22 protein-coding genes, 1 pseudogene and 1 riboswitch are annotated in these 22,109 nt (G+C 40.0%); of the genes and pseudogenes, 21 read left to right on the forward strand and 2 right to left on the reverse strand.

Translation table 11 applies throughout. The annotated features are described in order from the left end of the window. The first annotated feature begins 7 nt into the window (after window positions 1-7). The gene (lysA, locus tag ACVHUV_RS11940) at window positions 8-1,336 is read left to right on the forward strand and encodes a diaminopimelate decarboxylase (protein ID WP_483316075.1); all 1,329 of its coding nucleotides are present in this window, start codon (window positions 8-10) and stop codon (window positions 1,334-1,336) included. A 255-nt stretch (window positions 1,337-1,591) separates the two neighbouring features. Further along, window positions 1,592-1,957, forward strand: a complete 366-nt coding sequence (locus ACVHUV_RS11945; RefSeq protein WP_371389976.1) for a GNAT family N-acetyltransferase — start codon at window positions 1,592-1,594, stop codon at window positions 1,955-1,957. 13 nt (window positions 1,958-1,970) lie between these two features. On the opposite strand, the gene ACVHUV_RS11950 is transcribed toward ACVHUV_RS11945, so the two are convergent. Next, window positions 1,971-2,513 carry a DUF309 domain-containing protein gene (locus ACVHUV_RS11950; RefSeq protein WP_462084715.1) on the reverse strand — a complete coding sequence of 181 codons (543 nt, stop codon included), beginning with the start codon at window positions 2,511-2,513 and terminating at the stop codon, window positions 1,971-1,973. 24 nt (window positions 2,514-2,537) lie between these two features. Here ACVHUV_RS11950 and ACVHUV_RS11955 point away from each other — a divergent pair, with 24 nt between their 5' ends. The 12 genes from ACVHUV_RS11955 (at window position 2,538) to ACVHUV_RS12010 (ending at window position 14,689) form a co-directional block, all read left to right on the forward strand. Then, window positions 2,538-3,302: a segregation/condensation protein A gene (locus ACVHUV_RS11955; protein ID WP_462084716.1), complete on the forward strand. Its 765-nt coding sequence runs from the start codon at window positions 2,538-2,540 to the stop codon at window positions 3,300-3,302. Next, window positions 3,286-3,897, forward strand: coding sequence for an SMC-Scp complex subunit ScpB (scpB, locus tag ACVHUV_RS11960; RefSeq protein ID WP_371389979.1), 612 nt, complete (start codon window positions 3,286-3,288; stop codon window positions 3,895-3,897). The genes ACVHUV_RS11955 and scpB overlap by 17 nt, the downstream gene beginning before the upstream one ends. Next, the gene (locus tag ACVHUV_RS11965) at window positions 3,894-4,895 is read left to right on the forward strand and encodes a D-alanyl-D-alanine carboxypeptidase family protein (protein ID WP_462084717.1); all 1,002 of its coding nucleotides are present in this window, start codon (window positions 3,894-3,896) and stop codon (window positions 4,893-4,895) included. The genes scpB and ACVHUV_RS11965 overlap by 4 nt, the downstream gene beginning before the upstream one ends. A 128-nt stretch (window positions 4,896-5,023) precedes the next feature. Further along, window positions 5,024-5,755 (forward strand): pseudouridine synthase, encoded by a 732-nt coding sequence (locus ACVHUV_RS11970; RefSeq protein WP_371389980.1) that lies wholly within the window; start codon window positions 5,024-5,026, stop codon window positions 5,753-5,755. A gap of 58 nt (window positions 5,756-5,813) precedes the next feature. Beyond that, entirely contained in the window at window positions 5,814-6,386 is a 573-nt protein-coding gene (gene resA, locus ACVHUV_RS11975; protein WP_462084718.1) for a thiol-disulfide oxidoreductase ResA, read from the forward strand. Between the two features lie 14 nt (window positions 6,387-6,400). Beyond that, window positions 6,401-8,056 carry a cytochrome c biogenesis protein ResB gene (gene resB / locus ACVHUV_RS11980; RefSeq protein WP_462084719.1) on the forward strand — a complete coding sequence of 552 codons (1,656 nt, stop codon included), beginning with the start codon at window positions 6,401-6,403 and terminating at the stop codon, window positions 8,054-8,056. Between the two features lie 2 nt (window positions 8,057-8,058). Continuing rightward, the gene (ccsB, locus tag ACVHUV_RS11985; protein ID WP_317941545.1) at window positions 8,059-9,243 is read left to right on the forward strand and encodes a c-type cytochrome biogenesis protein CcsB; all 1,185 of its coding nucleotides are present in this window, start codon (window positions 8,059-8,061) and stop codon (window positions 9,241-9,243) included. Between the two features lie 101 nt (window positions 9,244-9,344). Then, window positions 9,345-10,064, forward strand: coding sequence for a response regulator transcription factor (locus ACVHUV_RS11990; protein ID WP_462084720.1), 720 nt, complete (start codon window positions 9,345-9,347; stop codon window positions 10,062-10,064). Next, window positions 10,057-11,859: an ATP-binding protein gene (locus tag ACVHUV_RS11995; RefSeq protein ID WP_462084721.1), complete on the forward strand. Its 1,803-nt coding sequence runs from the start codon at window positions 10,057-10,059 to the stop codon at window positions 11,857-11,859. Before ACVHUV_RS11990 ends, ACVHUV_RS11995 begins: the two co-directional genes overlap by 8 nt. 75 nt (window positions 11,860-11,934) lie before the next feature. After that, the gene (gene sigX / locus ACVHUV_RS12000; protein ID WP_462084722.1) at window positions 11,935-12,462 is read left to right on the forward strand and encodes an RNA polymerase sigma factor SigX; all 528 of its coding nucleotides are present in this window, start codon (window positions 11,935-11,937) and stop codon (window positions 12,460-12,462) included. Next, the gene (locus ACVHUV_RS12005; RefSeq protein ID WP_462084723.1) at window positions 12,463-13,680 is read left to right on the forward strand and encodes a hypothetical protein; all 1,218 of its coding nucleotides are present in this window, start codon (window positions 12,463-12,465) and stop codon (window positions 13,678-13,680) included. It abuts the gene before it with no gap. Window positions 13,681-13,760: 80 nt separating this feature from the next. Next, window positions 13,761-13,893, forward strand: a riboswitch (FMN riboswitch). A gap of 211 nt (window positions 13,894-14,104) precedes the next feature. Next, window positions 14,105-14,689 carry an ECF transporter S component gene (locus ACVHUV_RS12010; protein ID WP_317941540.1) on the forward strand — a complete coding sequence of 195 codons (585 nt, stop codon included), beginning with the start codon at window positions 14,105-14,107 and terminating at the stop codon, window positions 14,687-14,689. 131 nt (window positions 14,690-14,820) lie between these two features. Here ACVHUV_RS12010 and ACVHUV_RS12015 read toward each other — a convergent pair whose 3' ends face one another. After that, the gene (locus ACVHUV_RS12015) at window positions 14,821-15,075 is read right to left on the reverse strand and encodes a ferredoxin (protein WP_317941539.1); all 255 of its coding nucleotides are present in this window, start codon (window positions 15,073-15,075) and stop codon (window positions 14,821-14,823) included. Window positions 15,076-15,184: 109 nt separating this feature from the next. Between ACVHUV_RS12015 and ACVHUV_RS12020 the strand changes: the two genes are divergently transcribed. From ACVHUV_RS12020 to sleB, 7 genes and pseudogenes are all read left to right on the forward strand, one after another. After that, window positions 15,185-16,237, forward strand: a complete 1,053-nt coding sequence (locus ACVHUV_RS12020) for a YpbB family protein (RefSeq protein ID WP_462084724.1) — start codon at window positions 15,185-15,187, stop codon at window positions 16,235-16,237. Then, a complete protein-coding gene (locus ACVHUV_RS12025) occupies window positions 16,224-17,660 on the forward strand; it encodes a RecQ family ATP-dependent DNA helicase (protein WP_462084725.1) in 1,437 nt (478 codons plus the stop codon). Before ACVHUV_RS12020 ends, ACVHUV_RS12025 begins: the two co-directional genes overlap by 14 nt. 79 nt (window positions 17,661-17,739) lie before the next feature. Further along, complete coding sequence (locus ACVHUV_RS12030) at window positions 17,740-18,429, forward strand: LysM peptidoglycan-binding domain-containing protein (RefSeq protein ID WP_462084726.1); 690 nt, start codon at window positions 17,740-17,742, stop codon at window positions 18,427-18,429. Window positions 18,430-18,495: 66 nt separating this feature from the next. Then, the gene (locus tag ACVHUV_RS12035) at window positions 18,496-19,269 is read left to right on the forward strand and encodes a metallophosphoesterase (RefSeq protein ID WP_462084727.1); all 774 of its coding nucleotides are present in this window, start codon (window positions 18,496-18,498) and stop codon (window positions 19,267-19,269) included. Window positions 19,270-19,321: 52 nt separating this feature from the next. After that, the gene (locus ACVHUV_RS12040; protein ID WP_462084728.1) at window positions 19,322-20,287 is read left to right on the forward strand and encodes a YpdA family putative bacillithiol disulfide reductase; all 966 of its coding nucleotides are present in this window, start codon (window positions 19,322-19,324) and stop codon (window positions 20,285-20,287) included. A 76-nt stretch (window positions 20,288-20,363) separates the two neighbouring features. Further along, window positions 20,364-21,041, forward strand: a complete 678-nt coding sequence (prsW, locus tag ACVHUV_RS12045) for a glutamic-type intramembrane protease PrsW (protein WP_317941933.1) — start codon at window positions 20,364-20,366, stop codon at window positions 21,039-21,041. Window positions 21,042-21,336: 295 nt separating this feature from the next. Further along, a pseudogene (gene sleB, locus ACVHUV_RS12050) lies at window positions 21,337-22,073 on the forward strand (spore cortex-lytic enzyme). Window positions 22,074-22,109 lie beyond the last annotated feature (36 nt).

Genomic DNA, 22,109 nt, shown 5'->3' on the forward strand with positions numbered 1-22,109 from the left:
ATGGAATATGCATCTTTACGGTACTCAATCTGTAAATAATTTAGGACATTTGACGATTGGTGGGGTAGATACTGTCGATTTGGCAAATGTATATGGTACCCCGTTACTTGTGTACGACATTGCACTGTTCAGAGAACGAGCAAAAGCTTTTAAAGAGACGTTTAAAAAAGCGGGCATAACGGCACAAGTTGCCTATGCAAGCAAGGCGTTCTCTTCAATTGCGATTTATGAAGTGGCAAAGCAACTGGACCTCTCTTTAGATGTCGTTTCTGGAGGAGAATTGTATACAGCAGTTGCTGCAGACTTTCCGCGTGAACGGATTCATTTTCACGGAAACAACAAAAGTTATTCCGAATTACAGTATGCTTTTGACGAGAAAATCGGATGTATCGTTGTTGATAATTTCTTGGAAATCGAATGGTTGAAGCAAATTTCTGAATCACGTAAAGAAAAAATGAATGTGCTCTTGCGTGTAACTCCTGGTGTGCATGCATCCACACACGATTACATTACGACTGGACAAGAAGATTCTAAGTTTGGATTTGATTTGAAAAATGGCCAAGCAGATGATGCGTTTTTAAAATTGTACAATCACCCCTATTTGACAGTACTCGGTATGCATTGTCATATTGGATCACAAATTTTTGAAACGGATGCATTCAGGTTCGCTGCAGAAGTACTAATGGAAAAAATGGTTGAATGGCGAGAGAAATTTAAATTTATCTGTCCTGTGTTGAACCTAGGTGGGGGGTTTGGCATACGCTATACTGCTGAAGATAAACCTCTTCAACCTGCTGCCTACGTGGAGGAAATGGAAAATGTTGTCCTGTCAATGACACGGAAGCATAACTACCCATTACCTGAAATTTGGATTGAGCCAGGTCGATCGTTAGTAGGGGATGCGGGGACGACGCTTTATACAACCGGAAGTACAAAACTGGTTCCGGGACTTAGGACATATGTGGCGGTTGATGGAGGGATGTCTGATAATATCCGTCCAGCCCTCTATGGTGCAAAATACACAGCAGTCTCAGCTAATCGGATGATGGACCCCCATTCGGATAAAGTGACAATTGCGGGGAAATGTTGTGAATCAGGTGACAAGTTAATTGAAGATACCTATCTTGCTGAACCGGTTGAAGGAGATTTAATAGCAATTTTCTGTACGGGTGCCTACACATATGCAATGGCAAGCAATTACAACAGGTTAGCCAAGCCGGCGATTGTATTTTGCGAAGATGGTAAACACCAATTGGTTGTCCGGAGAGAAACATATGAAGACCTTGTTAAGCTTGACATTCCTTTACAACAAATTGAATCGGAAAATGTGAAATGAGAAAACGTAATATTTGGTTGTTTTCATTCATCGTACTAACGGGCATAATTTGGGGAGCTGTATACTGGTACTTTATTGCCCCTTTTGCTTTGTTAGATAAATAACCTATCCCGCTCATTGAAAAAACGTCAGCAATCATGTACGATAATTTTTACGATATGTAGATGATTTGAAATGACAGCAATTACAAATCTTCACAGCATGATGTGGTTATCAGCTAAGAATAGTAGGATTTTTTGAAAAGAAGGGATTCCAATGATGCTTTTACGATACAAGAAGGCGTATGAAAAAATTGCCATGGGCTTGCTTTCCTATATGCCGGGAGAAAAAGCTGTAAAAAAACTTCAGGAAATGGTTCATCAATACGAAAATGATGAAGACTGGCAGTTATATCTTCTGAAGAAAGGTGAGGATTTTATCGGTCTTGTCGGGATCACATTGGACGAAGACTCGTATACCGTTATGCACTTGTCAGTTAACCCTTCGTTTCGAGGAGAAGGTGTCGGGAGCGAAATGATTTTGAAACTGAATGAACTTTTTCCCGATTTGGTGTGCAAAAGCAACGAATATACACAATCCTTTTTAAGCAAGTGTTTACCTAAGGAAAATGATGCGGAATAGGAAAAGGAGCAGATCATCGTGGTCTGCCCTTTTTCTTTTCGCGTTCTGCTAGAATATCTGAACGGTCTCTTAGCATATGTTTATGAATGACAGCATCACTGTTCATCGGAAGAAGCTGCATGCCATCTGCCGTTGTCTGAAGTAACGTAGACAAGTTGCTCGAGGTCACCTTTATGACGAACGGTGAGAAAGTTCCGGCATTCTCGATTTTTTTTAGGCTTGAATGTATATGCTCGAGTAAATGATTGACATCAATCTCTTCCGTATAACGGTTATCATATTGCGACAAACGGCTTATCTTTTGCTCTGCTTTCACCATTGTTCGATAGGCGCCTGAAAAATTCGCCCTCCTCCAATGATACAGACTCGTAGAGAGTTGAATGAAGCCTGTAAGCGGATGCTCTTTTGTACAAGGTGTAATAGACTTCCAATATTCTTCTAGTACTTCGTGACATTCAAAATAGTCTTGATTGCAATTAAAATAAACAATAAACTTACAAAATAGTGGATGATGATAAGGATGCAAACGAATCATTCCTTTCCATGTTAAATTCATTTTTGAAGCGCGGAGGAAATTGTTATGACATATAGCGTAAAGCTGGAGGCTTTTGAAGGTCCTCTTGATCTATTATTACATTTAATTAACCGACTTGAAATTGATATCTATGATATTCCAATGGCCGAATTGACAAGTCAATACATAGAACATCTACATGCAATGCGGGTATTGGAACTCGACGAACTAAGTGAATACTTAGTGTTGGCCGCTACATTACTCGAAATTAAGAGCAAGATGTTATTGCCAATCCATGAGGAGGAAGCATTGGATGAAGCAGGTACATTCGATTTAGAAGAAGACCCGCGAGATGAACTAGTTGCAAGATTGATTGAGTATAAGAAATATAAAGAAGCAGCGAATTCCTTAAAAGAATCTGCAGATGATCGTGCGGTCCACTTCACAAAACTTCCTGAGGATTTGTCTGGTTATGGAGAAGTGGCAGTTGTTGAATCTGATGAGAAACTGAATGTTTTTGACTTGATTAGCGCTTTTCAAAAGATGTTAGAAAGAAAAAAACTTCGAGCACCATTATCTGCAAGTATTATGAAATCTGAACGATCTGTAAGTGAAAAGATGGATTCAATCATGACCTTGCTCGAACGGTTAGGTGGAAGTTGTAATTTTGAAGCATTGTTTGACGATGGGGATATTGAAGATCTTGTTGTAACTTTCCTGTCACTTTTGGAGCTGATGAAGCGAATGGACATAGTTGTCAAGCAGGAAGGGAATTTTGCTAGAATGATGATTCAAGTAGGAACGGAGGACGACAATGGAAACATTGAATGATCGCATGTTAGGAATGCTTGAGAGTTTTCTGTTTATTGCTGGGGATGAGGGGTTGACGTTAAACCAACTGGCAGTCCTATTACAAACGGAAAAAGAGATTGCAGCTCAAACCGCAGAACAATTACGTCAAAATTATGAAAACAGATATGATGCTGGCATCACCGTCAGAATGTATGGTGGCTCGTATCGTCTTGTCACAAAAGCGGAATATGCAGACGATATAGTACGTATGTTGGAAAATCCGTCACGCAACTCCATTACACAAGCTTCTCTTGAAGTGCTAGCCATTATTGCATACAAACAGCCAGTAACGCGAGTGGAAATTGATGATTTAAGAGGTGTAAAGTCAGATGGGCCCATTCAAACGCTCGTTGCTAAAGGTTTTGTAATGGAAAAAGGGAGACTGGAAAGTAGTGGTCGTCCTATTTTGTATGGAACAACCGATTTGTTTTTAGATCGATTTGGATTAGAATCCATCGATAAGTTACCGCCACTTGCTGAAGACGATGAAGAGTCGTTCGGTGATACTGATTTATTTATGACCAAATTCCAGGAAGCATTTGAACTAACAGGAGAAGGAGGAACGAATGAGTGAAACGGACAATCTGTTTTGTCCTCATCCTATCGATACTGCTCATCCATCAACCAAAACAAGCTTTTGCAGGTGGAAGTGCATGGGCAGTCATCGATGCTGAAACGGGTAGATTATTAGACGGATCCAATGAAAATTTACAATTACCAATAGCGAGTCTCACAAAGATCTGGACCGCGTTAACATTTATCGAAAGTGGTTCTGTTGAAGAAGAAATCACCATTTCACCTGAGGCTGCTTCTGCTGAAGGATCATCGATCTATTTAGAACAAGGCAGTACGATTAGCAGCGAAGCATTGCTGTACGGGTTAATGTTACGGTCTGGAAATGATGCAGCATTTGCGCTTGCTGAATCAGCTGGCGGTTCTGCCGAAGGATTCATTGATCATATGAATGAGAAAGCGAAGTTATATGGATTAGAGCAGACGACATTCAGAAATCCTTCTGGTTTGCACCATGAAGAACACCTTTCAACGGCATATGAAACAGCTCTCATGTTATACTACGCAATGCAAAATGAGGAGTTCAAGAAGATTGCGTCTGCTGAGAATTTTGTTTACCGCAAAGGTGATGATGTAAGAGGATGGAGAAATAAGCACCGACTTATTCATTCTAATCCAAATGTAATTGCGGGCAAGACAGGCTTTACGAAAGCGGCTGGCCGGACGCTAGCAACCTATTTTGAAAAAGATGGTAAAAAAGTCATCGTTGTCACCCTGAATAATGGGAATGATTGGAACACGCATGAACATCTCGCGAACAAGACTTTTGCGGAGTATAAACTCGTAACCGTTGCAAAAAAAGGTAAATACAAAATACTGCCGGGCGTAATTGGGGAGATCGATAAACCCATTCGCTTGCTATTACGAAAAGATGAAATTGAACAAGTGTCACATGTTGTCTACATTCCAAGGGATCAGCACGGTAAGCGTAAAGGGACGTGGACTGTTTCATTAAACAATGAAATGCTCATTTCTGCTCCGATACAAATAAAAAAATAACCGCATCATTCTGTATGTGATGTGTTTGACAAATCTATTTCGGGAAGACTGACGAGTATGAGGTCGGTCTTCTTTTCATTTGCATGAAAATGTGACATAATTTTTTGAGGTAGAAAGAGGGTGACGAGTTGGAAAGATTACAGAAAGTTTTGGCTCAAGCAGGTGTTGCATCACGAAGGAAAGCTGAAACACTCATTGTTGAAGGAAAAGTGAAAGTGAACGGAAAGATTGTGACTGAATTAGGCACTAAAGTGACACGGGCAGACCGTGTGGAAGTTGAAGGGGTTGAACTCGTAAAGGAGCAATTCGTCTATTATTTGTTGTACAAGCCTAGAGGTTATATTTCAACCGTACATGATGATAAAGGAAGAAAGACGGTCCTAGACTTATTACCAATGGTGGAAGAGCGGATTTTTCCGGTAGGTCGTTTAGATTTTGATACATCCGGTATCATCATTCTGACAAATGACGGTGATTTTTCGTATTTGATGACACATCCTAAATACGGTATCCAAAAAAAATATGTCGCAAAAGTAAAAGGGATCCCTCAACGGGAAGCATTGAAAAAGCTTGAGCGAGGGATTGAACTTGAAGATGGTATGACAGCTCCAGCGAAAGTGAAAATGCAGTCTTTTGATAAGAAGACCGGAACTGCGCTTGTAGAAATTACGATTCATGAAGGTAGAAACCGACAAGTCCGTAGAATGTTTGACGCGATTGGTACGCCTGTGCAGAAATTGAGAAGAGAATCCTTTGCGATGTTGACGACAACAGGACTAAATGCTGGTGAGGCTCGTGAATTGACAACCCATGAAGTGAAACAGCTACGTGTCCTTGCAGAAACAGGTAAGCTAGGGTAAGTAAACGTTCACAAACCTATCACGACTTCATCTATTATCCGAATTTAGTTTTGTTATAATGGAAGTTGAATCTTATATCTGTAAGGGGGCTATCTATTTGTCCAAATCGAAAAAAAAGGAATCCCGCCTTATTTTTAGGGGGATTGTTCTTGCCCTTCTGGCAGCCGCGATCATCTTTTCCGTCTTTTCGAATAAAGACAAAGTGAAAGTGTTGGAAGTAGGGGATAAAGCGCCGGACTTTGAATTGGTGGACCTTGATGGAAACAAGCATCGATTATCTGATTTTAAAGGGGAAGGTGTGTTCCTGAACTTCTGGGGAACATGGTGTCCACCTTGTAAGAAGGAAATGCCTTACATTGAAGACCAGTATAAGAAGTTTGAAGAAAAAGGTGTCCATGTCTTATCTGTAAATATTGGTGAGTCTCAATTGAAAGTGGATTCATTCCGTCAACAGTATGGTCTGACATTCCCGATCGTCATTGATAAGACAAAGGACGTGAGGGATTTATACAACATCCAGCCCCTCCCGACCACTTTTCTTATTGACAAAGACGGGATCATTCGAAAAATACTAAAGGCAGAAATGACTGAGGCTGAAATCATCTCCTACATGGAGAGTCTTCAACCGTAAGAAGGAGTTTTCACATGAGTAAAATTAAGTGCCAATGCGGCCATGAAAATCCATTTGGAACAGTACTGTGTGAAGCATGCGGCCGACCGATGACGGAAGAGGCAAAGAATAGTGAAGTCGTCGATATGCGTTATGAAGGTTCCGCGCGACGATCACAAACGTATAAACGTTCGGTGATCGATAAAATATGGAACTTTTTTTCGAGTGTTAAAATAGGTGTTGCCATCATCGTAGCTGTTTTGGCAACGTCGGCAATCGGGACATTGTTTCCACAAAAGTTTTATGTTCCAGTTAATTCGGAAGCTGAATACCTAGCTTATTATGAACGGTTATACGGCATTTTTGGAACGTTGTATTACAAATTAGGTTTCTACGATATGTATAATAGTTGGTGGTTCAAGATATTAATTGGAATGCTCGGGACATCGATTATTATTGCAAGTATTGACCGTGTCGTTCCTTTGTACAAGTCTTTAAAGAAGCAACGGACGAAGCGCCATATGTCTTTCATGAAGCGACAACGGATTTTTGGAGAAGGTGTTCCCCAACAAGATGTAGATGTTGAAGGAGCATTTGCTAAAGCGGAAGAAGAGCTTCGAAAACTTCGCTACAATGTGAAGACGGAAGACGGTGCGATTTTAGCGGAGAAAAACCGGTTCTCAAGATGGGGACCTTACGTCAATCATACTGGACTCATCATTTTTTTATTCGGTGTCTTGTTAAGAGGGATTCCAGGGTTTTACGTTGATGAAACGATGTGGATTAGGGAAGGCGAATTACGCTCTATTCCCGGTGCGCCTGAATATTACTTGAAAAGCAATGATTTTATAATGGAAATGTATACAAAGGAAGAAGCGGATGAGGTGTTTGGTGAGGCGCTCGACCGAGTTGGTTCCATCGTTAAAAACTACCAAACCGATGTTACTTTGTATAAGAAAAAAGAAGATGTGTTACCGGGTTCCACCGATATGGAGTTTGTGAAAGACTATTCGATTATTGTAAACAAACCGTTAAAATTTGATGGCTATAATGTATTTCAAATGGATTACCGTCTGAACGAATTGAAATCAATGACGATGCAATTGATCGAAAAAGAATCAGGCAAGTCGTTCGGGGAATTTACAATTGACTTAGATGATCCCAAAGGTGTGTATGACTTAAATGAAGGTGCTCGAGTCAATTTAATTGGTTATTATGCAGATTACGATGGCGTTGAAAACGGTGAACCTGTTTCTAAATCACCAATTCCAAATAACCCAGCGTTCATCTTCGATATGATTACACCAGAAAAACCACAAGGTGAAAAAAGTTTTGTCGCGATACGTCAGACACTTGAAACTGAGGAAAATGCTTATCAAGTGAAATTCGTCAGTGCCGAAACTCGCGATATTTCCGGTTTAACAATCCGTAAAGATAAAACGCTCTACATTTTATTACTCGGTGGCATTATCTTTATGATTGGTGTCATTCAAGGCTCGTATTGGAACCATCGACGTATTTGGATCCAAAAGGACGAGCAAGGTCAGTTGGTTGTGGCTGCCCATACAAATAAAAACTGGTTCTCATTGAAGAAGGACTTGGATAAAGTACAAGATTATTCCGGATTGCCGACATATGTAGATCGTCAAGATACGGATGCTACGAGTGAGCAAGAGGAAGGAGAAAAATAACTATGGAATTAGCGTCTCTAAGCGCCAATCTTCTATTAGTTTCATTTATCGCCTACTTGGTTGCAACATTGTTTTTCGGTGGTGCAGTCAAAAAGGCGAGCTCTGAAACAACTTATAAAAAAAGTCGTTGGGGACTCATCGGAATTATCATTACGGTAATTGGATTCCTCACGAATGTTGGTTATTTCATCACAAGATGGATGGCATCAGGACATATCCCGTTGAGCAATATGTTTGAGTTCACAGCTGCATTTGGGATGATGCTTGTTGGGGCTTTCATTTTATTGTTTTATCTGTATCGGACGCCGTCTTTAGGATTATTTGCATTACCAATCGCAATTATTATGATTTCATATGCAAGTATGTTCCCTAAAGAAATTACACCATTAATTCCTGCGTTAAAAAGTCATTGGCTAGCAATTCATGTTATTACGACAGTTATCGGAGAAGCAATTTTAGTCATTAGTGCGGTTGCTGGTCTTGTCTATCTGTTAAAACACGTGGACTTGACAAAGCCTTCAAAACAACGTTTTTGGCTTGAAGCGGTCATGGTAGCACTTATTCTTGTCGTCGGATTTGTTGTGTCTTCAACAACGTTTAAACTGACGGGGTACGAAGCGCATTTTACGTATGTTGATAAAAATGAAAAACCTGCAAAGATTGAATACAATTATCCTCCGCTATTTGGTATGAACGGTTATGAAGCACAAACCGAAGGCGTAATGGAACCTGTATTTGAAATGCCTGCAATTGTAAACGCAAAAACGTTAACAACGTTTGTATGGTCCGTCGCAACTGGTATTGTCCTCTACATACTTTTGCGATTAATTATTCGACGACCGGTAGCAACCCTTCTGCAACCATTTGCAAAGAAAGCAAATTCACAGCTGATGGATGAAATCGGTTATCGATCTGTTTTAATTGGATTTCCAGTGTTTACACTAGGTGCATTGATCTTTGCGATGATTTGGGCACATGAAGCATGGTCAAGGTTCTGGGGCTGGGATCCAAAAGAAGTATGGGCACTCATTACGTGGCTCTTCTATGCTGCATTTTTACACTTGCGCCTGTCAAAAGGATGGGAAGGCGAAAAATCAGCGTGGCTTGCAGTCATCGGATTCATTATCATTATGTTTAACTTGATTGCCGTTAACCTGATCATAGCAGGTTTGCACTCTTATGCGTAAATCGATTAGACTGCACAACCGTTGAGGGATTGTGCAGTCTTTCTTTTTAAGGAAACTACTTGTACAATGAAGACAAGCGTATTTGGAAAGGGGTTTTTCGGATGGAAGAAAGCGTGAAGTTATTAGTCGTTGACGATGAAGATCGTATTCGCCGTTTGTTGAACATGTATTTATCCCGTGAAGGGTTTGAGATTGACGAAGCAGTCAATGGTGCGGAAGCGGTTGAAAAAGCAATGATGAACCATTATGATTGCATTTTGTTAGATTTGATGATGCCTGAGAAAGACGGGTTGGAAGCATTAAAGGAATTACGCGATGAAAAGAAAATGACACCTGTTATTTTATTGACCGCAAAAGGTGAAGAATCTGACAGGGTTGTAGGTTTTGAAACTGGAGCAGATGATTACATAGTGAAACCTTTCAGCCCGCGTGAAGTGGTGTTGCGCGTCAAAGCAATATTAAGAAGATCAGTCACTTTACCGGATGCCCAATCAAGTAATACGTCGAAAGATCTTGTCGTCTTTCCGCAATTGACAATCGATCATGATGCACATCGTGTTACTGCTGAAGGGAAAGAAGTCAACTTGACACCAAAAGAGTATGAATTACTCTATTTTCTTGCTAAAGCACCGGACAAGGTGTTTGACCGCGAGCAGCTTTTGAAAGAAGTGTGGCATTATGAATTTTTTGGAGATTTGCGGACTGTGGATACACATGTCAAACGTCTTCGCGAGAAGTTAAGTCGGGTCTCTGAGCGAGCAGCCAAAATGATTGTTACGGTTTGGGGCGTCGGTTACAAATTTGAGGTTCCTCATGAATAAGATATGGCATTCAATCGTCGGGAAGCTATGGGCAACCATATTGCTTCTCGTTTCATTTGTTCTGTTTATTGTGACGGTATTATTACTGGAGTTCCTTGATAACTTCCATACAAAACAAGCAGAGGACTCCCTCCGAAGAGAAGCGACGACGATTGGGAAAATTGTTGTAGATCATAAAAATGAAGATTCCATGCGACAAATCATCCAGGATATTTTAGACGATGAAACGAATGCGATGATTATTGATTCAACTAAGCAGGTCCACTATTCTTTTCATGACGGTTTAAATAAACAGAAAATTGAAGAAAAGATATTAGCTGAGCCAAAGTTTAACTTATCGCCTGAGATGAATGAAAAAGTCGTGAAAGAAATGATTCTTCCATCATTAAAAAATAACGATGTGATGGAACAATATTTAGTTTTAATGTATCCCTATCATGTTGATAATGGAATTACGCACGGAATTGTCATGTACCAAAGCTTGGATGCTGTTCACAGGACGACTAAAAGTACAACACATATCGTTTTTCTCTCTGCATTCATTGCTTTCATCCTGACGACTGTATTTGCCTTTTTCTTATCGACCAGAATCACTTCTCCATTGCGGGGTATGAAACAAGCTGCGTTTGACTTATCAAAAGGAAATTTCGATATGCGACTACCAGCTACACAAAATGATGAGATCGGCCAGTTGGCAACAGCGTTTAACCAGATGGGTAGACAGTTAAAACATCAAATGGAATTGATCAAACAAGAGAAAGAGCAGTTGTCGAGCATATTAACGTCAATGACCGATGCTGTTATTACGTTCAATCGAGATTACTCTATTTTGTTAAGCAACCCACAAGCTGAACGGTTGCTGCAAAAATGGTATTTTGCAAATGGGGCAGACGAAAATGTTTTGCCGCCAGAGATTTTTCATATGTTAGAACATGTCATCTCATTTGCTGAAGAAATTGAAGAGGAACTGGAGTTGGGTGGACAGTTTTACGATGTATCTATAAGTCCTTTATACAGTGAAAATAGTATTAGGGGAGCCGTTGCAGTATTGCGCGATATGACGGACCAACATAAATTAGAAAAACTGCGTTCTGATTTTATTGCAAATGTTTCGCATGAATTACGCACGCCGATTTCTTTGTTGCAAGGTTATAGTGAAGCGATGATTGATGATGTCGTTACTTCAGTTGAAGAGCGCAATGAAATGGCGCAAATTATCCATGACGAATCCAAAAGAATGAGTCGTCTTGTTACCGATCTGTTAGATTTGGCGAGAATGGAATCGGGACATATGCGTTTGTATAAAAACCGAATGGATTTGTATGCATTTCTTGAAAGGGTACTCAATAAATTCATGCAAATTGCACGAGATGCCAATGTGACACTTTCTGTGGCGAAAATGGAGTCAAATGCCGAAATCGTCATATGTGCAGATGCAGATCGATTGGAACAGGTATTTACGAATTTAATCGATAATGCTATTCGACATACCCCGGATGGAGGAAAAGTGACGGTCGGTGTCGAAAGAAAAGGGGAGACAATTGAAATTACAGTTGCCGATACAGGAAGTGGGATTCCTCAAGACGATTTACCGTTTATTTTCGAGCGGTTCTACAAAGCTGACAAAGCGAGAACAAGAGGTAAAGGTGGCACTGGATTAGGTTTGGCAATCGCTAAAAATATTATTGACTCACACGGAGGGCGCATCTCTGCCAGACTGGGTGAATCAGTAGGAACAGTTTTCACATGCACACTACCGCTCACAGATAATTGTAGTGAAGAAGAATACAGTTAAGTGCCACCATTTTCTTAAAACATGGTGTAACTTTATGTCTTGAAACACGACTAATGTAATGAACGGGGGGATTTCGTGGATGACTCCGTGTTCCACCGGTTATATGAGCAATATCATCACGACGTATTTAACTTCCTCATCTATTTGACTGGTGATCGTCACCAATCCGAAGATTTGATGCATGAAGTTTATGTTAGGGTGTTACGTGCGTATGCCGGTTTTGAAGGGAAGAGTTCCGAAAAGACATGGCTTTTTTCAATTGCTAAAAACGTAGCGATTGATCATTTCAGAAAGAAAGCGGTAAGGCAAAAACACCATTTTGATCAGTTTGACTGGGAAGAAAGTGTACTTGTTTCCTCCACTGGGTTGCCTGATGAAGTCGCTGCATTGAATGAAGATATGCAACAATTATTGCGTGTGTTAAATACTTGCACAGGCGATCAAAAGATGGTAATAATTCTTCGCTATTTCCAAGAACTATCAATTGCAGAAACAGCGGAAACGCTTGGTTGGTCGGAAGGAAAAGTTAAAACGACTCAGCACCGGGCGATAAAAGTGCTTCAAAAGAAATTGAATGCTCTTTCGGAAGAAGGGGGAAGATAAATGTCTGGGAACGAATGGAATGACGATAAACTTGAAAAACTTCTTCATTCAATGCCGAAAACAAAAGATGAGCGATCTGCTGATGACATATTAGCGCGTTTGAAGAAAGACGAGCGACTTGTCCCTGCTCGTCAACCGAGACGGAAAAAATGGATGCCTGGTTTCATTGCAGTTGCTGCGATGCTTGTCCTAACATTACTGGTACCATCGTTTTTAAAGGGTGGATTCGAATTATCGGACACCAGCATGGAAATGAGCGAAAAATCTGCACCTCAAAACGGTGAATCAGTCGATACTGCTCAATTTAAACAAAGCGCAGAAGAGTCTGAAACGATGGAGGAGCCTGCGACGCGAAATGCGATTCAGGCGGACTCACCAACTGCTTTTATGGCTGGAAAGGGAATGCAAAGTCATGTTGTTCTTGAAAACGATACGGATGGAATGAAGTTATTTACAATAGGATTAGTCCATGTTGTAGATGTTGTACCGATAACATTTTTAATTCCTACCGAATTGATTCAATCAGATATCTCTTCCGAAAACGTCAACAGTGTGGAGCTTTACAATCATTATGCAAAGTTGATTGATGAGGAAGGACTTGGTTTTGAAGACTACCATCCTTATAAGGGGAAGATTTCTTTCCAAGGTAATACGGTTATTCACCAAATGCCATCTGAGCATGAATATGACATGTCGCCGACAACAATTGGTGCGTACACTTTTTCTGCAATCGCATCGTTTCCGGATTTTAAGGAGATGAAAGTAGTCGATGACAAGAATGAACCTGTTGTTTTTGACTATATCGGTGAAGCGATGGAGGTAACACTTAAGAGGCCGTCTGCTTTTTACAAATACACTGTCAACGAGGAACAATCGTACTTAATCCCTTATGAGAATAGGAAGCTCGATGAAATTCAGGAAGCATTATTGGCGATGAAAAACCCTGAAAATGATATTGTCACTTCCGTTATCCCATCATCTGTGGACTATACAATCCAAGAAACAGATGATGTTGTAACAGTTTCTTTTAAACAGTTATTGGATTTAGATGCTTACCCTCCTAACGAAATACTCGAAATGGTGGAAGCGTTCATGTTAACAGCAGCTAGTTTTGACAAACAAATACAATTGCACAACGTAAAACAAGAATATTTTGAGCGATATACGCTTACAAAACCATTGCCGAAACCCGTTGCAGCCAATCCAATTGTTTGGTGAATAGAGGAAGACTGAATTGTAAACAATACCGTTTACAAATCAGTCTTTTTTCTATACAATGAAATAGTAAGTTAATATTGATTCATCTTCGGGGCAGGGTGTAATTCCCGACCGGCGGAAATAGAAAAGTAATTTTCTTAGCCCGCGAGCTTAACAGCTGATTCTGGTGAGATTCCAGAGCCGACAGTATAGTCTGGATGGGAGAAGGTGAAGGTGCAGCCGTCTTTTTGTGTTGTCTACAAAAAGGGTGCTTTCTTAAGTATGGGTGAAAATAGAGTCACAGGCTCTATCTACAACCATCTATTTAATGACGCCTTAAACTCTCCCTAAAGCATGCAATTGCTTTAGGGTTTTTTCATAGACACACATTATACGGTCAAACCTTTCCTCTTTTGAAGTGAATCGCAAAAGGAGAGAGGAACAAGTGAATAACAAGAAACTACGAAAGATGATTCTCATCGCTATGCTTGGGAGCATTTCAACGGTGCTTATGCAGTTGAACTTCCCATTGCCAGCATTGCCGCCATTCCTGAAAATCGATTTCAGTGAAGTGCCAGCCGTGGTTGCAATTTTAACGATGGGACCAGTTGCAGGAATTGCAGTTGAACTGCTAAAAAATATCTTGTATTGGTTTTTATCGGGAAGTCCGACAGGTGTACCGGTTGGCGAAATTGCAAACTTTGTAACGGGCGTACTTTTCATCATGCCAATTTACTGGATCTTTAAAAAGGTCCAATCGACAAAAGGCTTGACAGTTGGCCTTATTGTAGGAACACTGTCGATGGCTGTCGGTATGAGTGCACTTAATTATTTAGTATTCCTACCGATGTATGTCTATTTCTTGAATATGCCACCTTATACAGGGGAAGCGTTGTTCAACGTAATTGTGCTTGGTATTCTACCATTTAATCTAATTAAAGGCGTCATGCTAATGGTTATTTCTTTGTTATTGTACAAAAGTATGAGCAAATGGATTGATCAGCAACAGCGGAAATTGACGCTTCAATAAAAAAAGCTGTCTAGAAAGTGTGAAAACACTATCTGGACAGCTTTTTTCTATGTGCGGTTATTCATTTGAAGTAGTGGTGACAATTGGACTGCCGACTTCAGTTATGTAAGGGGCGTATTGCCCCTAAAAAATTAATCTTCGTATTTTAACGGATCGCCTTCAAATGGAGCATCCGCGACTTTAATTGAATCAGTAGGGCAACCATCAAACGCATCTTCCATATCTTCCATCAGTTCTTCTGGAACTTCTGTATTACCCGTGTTATCATCTAAAATAACGTAAGCGATTCCTTCGTCATCATAATCGTAGATGTCCGGTGCAGCAGCTCCACAAGCGCCGCATGCAATACATGTATCTTGGTCAACAATGGTGTATTTCTTAGACATAGACGTTCTCTCCTCTTTTCTCCGCACTATCTATTTAGTTCCTTTACTATTCTAAAGCTGTTTTCGTAAGTTTTCAACCTAAAAACATCTCAATGAGGAGGAATTGGACTTGAACTTGTCAACAATCCTATTATTCATCATAGAAAAGATGTCCGGGCAACGTTCAATGAATGCAAGCCTACACATTATTCGTGGGAAGAAATCTGGTCAAACCCTCCAAGATGTAGACTATTTCAATAGTAAGCCTTATTTTGGTATTTGGCCGAAAATTCGACAAGATTTGTTCAACGATGCAATAGAAGAACTATTTCAAGAGGGGTTCATTTGCGCGCAAGACGAATTTATACACGTAACAGAAAAGGGTCGGCAGGCAATTTCAGCGGTAGCCCCATATCAGTTTAAAGGTTGGGATTATCGAGGGAAAGAAATAGTGTTCTTTGGAAGAGTGGCGTTAGTAGTGCAAACGGTGTCGCATTTACGTGATGGAATTAGAACGTTTGTGCCTATGCGAAGTGAAACGGAGATACAAATGTTCGTTAAAAAGCTGATTCTTCAGCAATCGATCTCCAGACAGCAATTAGGCGCTTCTCTAAGGGAAGAACTGATTTTAGCCATTAATAATTGTGGAATGACGGACAGACAAAAATATCTGTTTTCTTATCGTCTAGCTGGGAGCGGGATGTCTGCAAAAACGTGGGAGCAGCTAGCTTTAACGATGGAGTCGCGTGTTGACGAAGTATATTTACTATTCATCGAAAGTTTACATAAGTTGCTTCCTCTTGTTGAAAAGAACAAGGAAGACTATCCATTACTTCATCAGTGTACAGCCGATGTGAAAGTGCACACCTACTTGACTGATTCTGCGTATCGGACGAAAAAAATGTTCGACAACGGTTATTCTATGAAGGATATTGCGACAATGCGTCAATTAAAGCAAAGTACCATTGAAGATCACTTTGTAGAAATGGCGATGAACGATAGTAAATTCCCAATTCGTCACTTTGTGGGCGAAGAAGCGATTGAGGCAGTGCAAAAAAAATCAGAAGCATTGCGAACGAAAAGGCTAAAAGTATTAAAAGATGAGTTTGAGGAGTTGTCCTATTTTCAGCTTCGTCTTATCTTAGCAGTCCAGAAAAGAGGTTTGAAGAATGAATTTGCATGACGCTTTAAAAAAACATTTGGGCTATGATCACTTCAGACCGGGTCAACAAGCGATTGTCGAAAATGTTTTGCGAGGTCAGGACACAATTGGATTATTGCCAACAGGAATGGGCAAATCTCTTTGCTATCAATTGCCTGGATACTTGATGGAAGGAACGGTGCTGATCATTTCGCCTCTTGTCTCATTAATGGAAGACCAAGTCATGCAAATGAAAAGAAACGGAGAAAAACGAGTAATTGCACTGAATTCTTCCTTGGTGCATGAGCAAAGGCAAAAAGCCTTTCGGCGACTCGCAGACTATAAGTTTATCTTCACTTCGCCTGAAATGCTGTCGCAATCTTTCATTGTTGATGTATTCAAAGAAATGAACTTGGCATTAATTGTAATTGATGAGGCCCATTGCATTTCGCAGTGGGGATTTGATTTTAGGCCAGACTATTTACGTATTCGTGAATTTCTTTCCATCATTAACAGGCCTGCCGTTTTGGCATTGACAGCAACTGCGGATCAAAAAGTGCTTGAAGATATTCCTTTTTATTTACAAATGATAAATCCGATAATCGAACGTCAATCTTTGGATCGACCGAACATTGCCTATTCGGTCGTACAGCTTGAATCGGTCGCCGATAAAACAGAATGGATTAAACGGCGACTCCTCTCCACAACAGGTCCAGGGATCGTATATGCTCCTTCAAGGAAGCGAGCGGATGAATTAGCGATCATCCTACAATCAATTGGTGTTCATGCCCAATCCTATCATGCCGGAAAGGAACAAGATGACAGGTCAATTATCCAAGATCAGTTTTTAAACGGTGAAATTGATTGGGTTTGTGCAACAAATGCTTTTGGTATGGGTGTACATAAAGAAAATGTACGACAAGTCATTCATGATCAGTTGCCAGCTACCGTTGCAGGTTACATACAAGAAGTGGGAAGGGCGGGTAGAGATGGTCGTAAATCGGTAGCCACTTTATTGTATACACCTGCTGATGAGCGTCTGACCAACTTTATTATCCAAACAGACTTACCGAGTGAGGAAGAGGTTATCCATTATGCGAAACTGTTAGAAAAAGGGGAAACGCAAACAAACGCAGCCCGTTTTTCGGGTTTGACAGACACAGCGTTAAGGGTAATTGAGTATTATAGGGAACGATGTTCAACAGAAGAAATCATTCAGAGATTCAAAATGCTTGCTATACAAAAAGATGAACAGCTGAAAAAGATGCTAGCACTCGTACATTCTACTACATGTTTACGTCGAACAATTTTGGCATATTTTAATGAAAATATTGTTACGAATTCACGAGATTGTTGTACGGTTTGTGGTCTGTCGGATATGGAATGGTTAGCAAATATCGTTCAAAAGGATGAACTGCAAGCAAAACAACGTTGGGATGAAAGAATTACAAGTCTTCTTACCTAACAGCTATGATCTCCGTTTACTTTTCCGACAAGATTCGTCATAATAGTACCAAGAGCAAGATGGATAGGAGAATTTGTCGATGAAAAATAGTGATTATAAAGTAGATTTCGAGGAACATCGAAAAGAAATAGAACTGGATGAACAATCTGATGCAATCTTGCCCTCTCGCCTTGAGCGGCATGGGAAACGGAAGAAAAGTAAGCAGAACCGTTCATCAAGCCATACGATGATTAATGTCATTTTAGGTGTTTTTACATTTATCCCTGTGTTGATATTTGTCTTTGTCATCTATAATTTTTATTTTGGATCAGATAGTAGTTCGGCGAGCGAAGATTCAGATTTCCGTGTGGAGAATAATACAAGCAGTTCGATTGACAAGAATACATCTAATTCAGGTTTATTAGGTACGGATGATAAAAACGATGATAGTGATGCAGAAGAAGAAAGTGAAAAAGAACAACAGGCAGAAGTGCCCCCTACGACTTCCGATAAAGACAAAACTGTTGTGAACAAACCACAAAGCCCAGCTAATCAGGACAAAGAGAAGCAAAATGCTACTCAACCGAAAGAAGAAACAGATAAGGTGGAAAAAAAACCTGCTACTCCTGTTAGCTCAACTACGCATACCGTAGCTGAAAACGAAACTTTGTATCGAATATCGATGAATTATTATGGAAATGATAGTGGTATTGAAAAAATCAAATCAGCTAACGGTTTGTCTTCGAACGAAATCAGAGTAGGGCAAAAATTAATCATCCCCAAAAATTAATTCTAAAAAAGAAGGAATGAAGAGGCAAAGGTAGGTTCTTTGCCTTTTTCTTATGGTAGGTGTGTAATGAAAATTGTATGGAATAGTATGCTAATTGCATTGAGTGTGTTTGGAAGTATTTTTGCTTATATGTACGCTCTTGCAAATCGGAAACAAGTCAAGCAGCATGCATTTAGTGTTAAAACCGATCAATTAGAACAGAAACAACTAACACTATTTTTTATATCCGATATTCATCGACGAAAAATTGATGAGCGCTTATTAAATAAGATTAGGAAATTTGGTCCCATTGACATGGTTATAATAGGTGGGGATTTGGCTGAAGGTGGCGTACCTGTTGCGCGGATAGAAGAAAATGTAGAAAAACTCTCTATGTTAGGCGAGCTATTTTTCATTTGGGGGAATAACGACCGTGAAGTCGGTGAAGACGTCATTCGACGTATACTCCAGCGTCATGGGGGTACTCTGTTGGAAAATAGTGCAAGCGGGATAGCGAGTCATCCAACTTGGTGTCTATGTGGAACGGATGACCCTTCAAGCAATAATGTAGATATCAGTAGGGCCTTACAAAACAGTCATCGATATAAGCATCTGATCGTTGCGACACATTCTCCAGTTTTATTCCGAAAAGTGAAAGAATATGTACAACCAGATCTTATGCTTGCGGGTCATACACACGGTGGCCAAATAAGAATCGGGCGTTTTGGTTTACATCCATTAGGGAAATTTACCGTTTCAAACGCAAAAGCTACATTAATCAGTAATGGATATGGTACGTCAATTATTCCGTTACGATTTGGAGCGAAACCCGAATGTCATATTATACGGATAAGATACTAACCAGTGGACAGTCCAAATAGGTCTTTTTGGCAAAGGAAAGGAACGATGAAGCATGAATAACCTAGACGCGATTGTCATCGGTGGAGGCCCCTGTGGACTCTCCGCCGCGATTGAATTACAAAACAAAGGCTTACATGTCATTGTTATAGAAAAAGGAAATGTTGTAAATTCATTGTATCGTTACCCGACACATCAAACGTTTTTCAGTTCAAGCATTAAATTATCGATTGGAGACATTCCTTTTATAACAGCGAAAGAAAAGCCGAAACGAAATGATGCACTCGTCTATTATCGTAAAGTGGCTGAATTAAAAGGCTTGAACATTCATAGTTATGAAACTGTTGTTAGTGTAGAGAAGCAAAATGACAGTTTTCAAGTTGTGACGGACAAAGATTGCTATCAAGCGAAGCACGTTATCGTAGCTACGGGGTATTATGACCATCCGAATACATTAAATGTACCTGGAGACGATTTGCCAAAGGTGTACAGCTATTTTAAAGAAGCTCATCCTTATTTCGGGAAGCATGTTGCCGTTATTGGCGGAAAAAACTCCGCTGTCGATACCGCAATTGAGTTAGTAAGAGCTGGTGCGAAAGTGACAGTCATCTATCGAGGTTCAGTCTATTCTCCTAGCGTAAAGCCGTGGATATTACCCAGCTTCGATAGTTTTGTAAGGAATGGAGCGATAACGATGCATTTTGAAGCTAGCGTTGTGGAAATTACACCTACATCTTTGGTATTCAAAAAGGATGGGACGCTTCATATAATTGATAATGACTACGTCTTCTCTATGATCGGTTACCATCCAGATTACAATTTATTATCGAACATGGGCATCACCATTGATGAAAGAACAGGTAAACCCGATTATGACGAAGAAACAATGGAAACGAATGTGCCTGGTTTATACATTGCTGGTGTGATTGCAGCTGGTAATAATACGAATGAAATATTTATAGAGAACGGTCGCTTACATGGTAGTCTACTAGCGAACCATATTAGTGGGAAGAATGCGTGACTGGCATAGCAAGAAATGGTTTTCTCTAGTATGCTAGATGCGTGATATACTATTAGGGAAGGGAGACCGTTGCGTGATGATTATTTTGCTGACAGTTGCGATTGCACCAGGATTGGCGCTTTTCAGTTATTTCTATTTAAGAAAACAAATTGCAAAAGACCCATCCCGTACACTCTTTCATACATTCCTTTATGGAGCGATTATGACCTTTCCGATTATGTTCATCCAACATGTGTTTGAAGAAGAACAAATTATTGAAAACGAATTTTTTCGAAATGCGCTCTTCACAAGTGGATTAGAGGAGTTTTTCAAATGGCTTATTTTGATTATAGCGATTTATAAACACATTGAATTCGAAGACGCCTATGACGGAATTTTGTATGGTGCAAGTGTTTCATTAGGATTTGCCACAGTAGAAAATATTTTGTATTTATTTACTTTCGGTTTGGATACCGCCTTTATTCGAGCATTATTACCTGTTTCAAGCCATGCATTGTTCGGAGTTGTGATGGGCTATTATATAGGGAAAGCAAAATTTGCTACAGCTAAGAGTCAAAAAGGTATGTTATTCTTCGCCTTTTTTGCTTCATTTATTTTACACTTCATCTATAACGGTATTTTAGGCGTCAATGATCATTCGTTGTACTTAATCATTCCGTTTATGTTGTTTTTGTGGTGGTTTGGTTTGACGCGTGTTAAGTATGCACATACATTTGCAATGCAACAATTTAGGAAAAAAGCACAAGTGAAATGAGATATGCAGGTAGTAATTTATCCAAAGTCTTAAATGAACTTTCGATATATTTCTTAGAGTTTTAGTTAATCACCGGATTTTTGAGTTAACGTGTTCGAAAAGTATACTTGTTGATAAATGGATATTTAATGCAGCTGGTAAGTATAAACACCTTTGTGATCCTGTCATATGACAGGATCTTTTTTTATGCCATTCAATTTATAAAAAGAATAATCTTGGACAAACTGAAAAAAAGGAGGGTATGAAATTGAAAAAACTAATACTTAGCATGTTGACAGGTATTTTATTAGTAGGAATGACGTACACGACTGCCCCTATTCAAATTGAAGCATTCAGCTCCAGGATCTTGCGAAAGGGGCAACTGGGGACGACGTCATCGAGCTGCAAGCAAGATTACAATATATCGGGTTTTATAACGGAGAAATTGATGGGAAATTCGGTTATGGAACCTATTGGGCTCTCCGTTCATTTCAAGAGAAGTACGGAATGCCGATCGACGGTATAGCAGGGACGCTAACGAAGAAGAAATTAACTGCGGCATCGTCCTATGACGAAAAGTTTGTGAAAGACAATATTAAGAAAGGCAATCAATTCACCCATTATGGTGGTAAGCCACTTGCTTCCCAAGTAAAAGAAGGTGGAGGAAAGAAGGAAAACATCCATTTGCCTTCCAAATACTCTGAACAAGATTTGAAATTGATGGCAAATGCAGTTTATGGTGAAGCGAGAGGTGAGCCTTATGAAGGGCAAGTTGCCGTAGCTGCTGTCATTCTAAACCGCGTTGAGCATCCTGATTTTCCCGATACAGTAGGGGGTGTAATTTTTCAGCCTGGTGCATTTACGGCTGTTGATGACGGTCAAATTTGGTTGACTCCGAATGAACGGGCGAAAGAAGCTGTTCTCGATGCATTGAATGGGTGGGATCCTTCCGAAAACTCCATTTACTATTTTAATCCTATTACTGCTACGAGCAAATGGATTTGGTCAAGGCCACAAGTTAAAAAGATTGGTTTACACATTTTCTGCCATTAATAAATAGGTGAAAGGAGGATTGGAATAGCTCTATGT

The organism is Sporosarcina saromensis (assembly GCF_054901285.1).

What these genes read in the sequence shown, in the direction of transcription:
- lysA (WP_483316075.1), top strand. Translation starts at nt 8, where the DNA reads ATGCATCTTTACGGTACTCAATCTGTAAATAATTTAGGACATTTGACG.
- ACVHUV_RS11945 (WP_371389976.1), top strand. Translation starts at nt 1,592, where the DNA reads ATGATGCTTTTACGATACAAGAAGGCGTATGAAAAAATTGCCATGGGC.
- ACVHUV_RS11950 (WP_462084715.1), bottom strand. Translation starts at nt 2,513, where the DNA reads ATGAATTTAACATGGAAAGGAATGATTCGTTTGCATCCTTATCATCAT.
- ACVHUV_RS11955 (WP_462084716.1), top strand. Translation starts at nt 2,538, where the DNA reads ATGACATATAGCGTAAAGCTGGAGGCTTTTGAAGGTCCTCTTGATCTA.
- scpB (WP_371389979.1), top strand. Translation starts at nt 3,286, where the DNA reads ATGGAAACATTGAATGATCGCATGTTAGGAATGCTTGAGAGTTTTCTG.
- resA (WP_462084718.1), top strand. Translation starts at nt 5,814, where the DNA reads ATGGAAGTTGAATCTTATATCTGTAAGGGGGCTATCTATTTGTCCAAA.
- resB (WP_462084719.1), top strand. Translation starts at nt 6,401, where the DNA reads ATGAGTAAAATTAAGTGCCAATGCGGCCATGAAAATCCATTTGGAACA.
- ccsB (WP_317941545.1), top strand. Translation starts at nt 8,059, where the DNA reads ATGGAATTAGCGTCTCTAAGCGCCAATCTTCTATTAGTTTCATTTATC.
- ACVHUV_RS11990 (WP_462084720.1), top strand. Translation starts at nt 9,345, where the DNA reads ATGGAAGAAAGCGTGAAGTTATTAGTCGTTGACGATGAAGATCGTATT.
- ACVHUV_RS11995 (WP_462084721.1), top strand. Translation starts at nt 10,057, where the DNA reads ATGAATAAGATATGGCATTCAATCGTCGGGAAGCTATGGGCAACCATA.
- ACVHUV_RS12005 (WP_462084723.1), top strand. Translation starts at nt 12,463, where the DNA reads ATGTCTGGGAACGAATGGAATGACGATAAACTTGAAAAACTTCTTCAT.
- ACVHUV_RS12015 (WP_317941539.1), bottom strand. Translation starts at nt 15,075, where the DNA reads ATGTCTAAGAAATACACCATTGTTGACCAAGATACATGTATTGCATGC.
- ACVHUV_RS12025 (WP_462084725.1), top strand. Translation starts at nt 16,224, where the DNA reads ATGAATTTGCATGACGCTTTAAAAAAACATTTGGGCTATGATCACTTC.
- ACVHUV_RS12030 (WP_462084726.1), top strand. Translation starts at nt 17,740, where the DNA reads ATGAAAAATAGTGATTATAAAGTAGATTTCGAGGAACATCGAAAAGAA.
- ACVHUV_RS12035 (WP_462084727.1), top strand. Translation starts at nt 18,496, where the DNA reads ATGAAAATTGTATGGAATAGTATGCTAATTGCATTGAGTGTGTTTGGA.
- ACVHUV_RS12040 (WP_462084728.1), top strand. Translation starts at nt 19,322, where the DNA reads ATGAATAACCTAGACGCGATTGTCATCGGTGGAGGCCCCTGTGGACTC.
- prsW (WP_317941933.1), top strand. Translation starts at nt 20,364, where the DNA reads ATGATTATTTTGCTGACAGTTGCGATTGCACCAGGATTGGCGCTTTTC.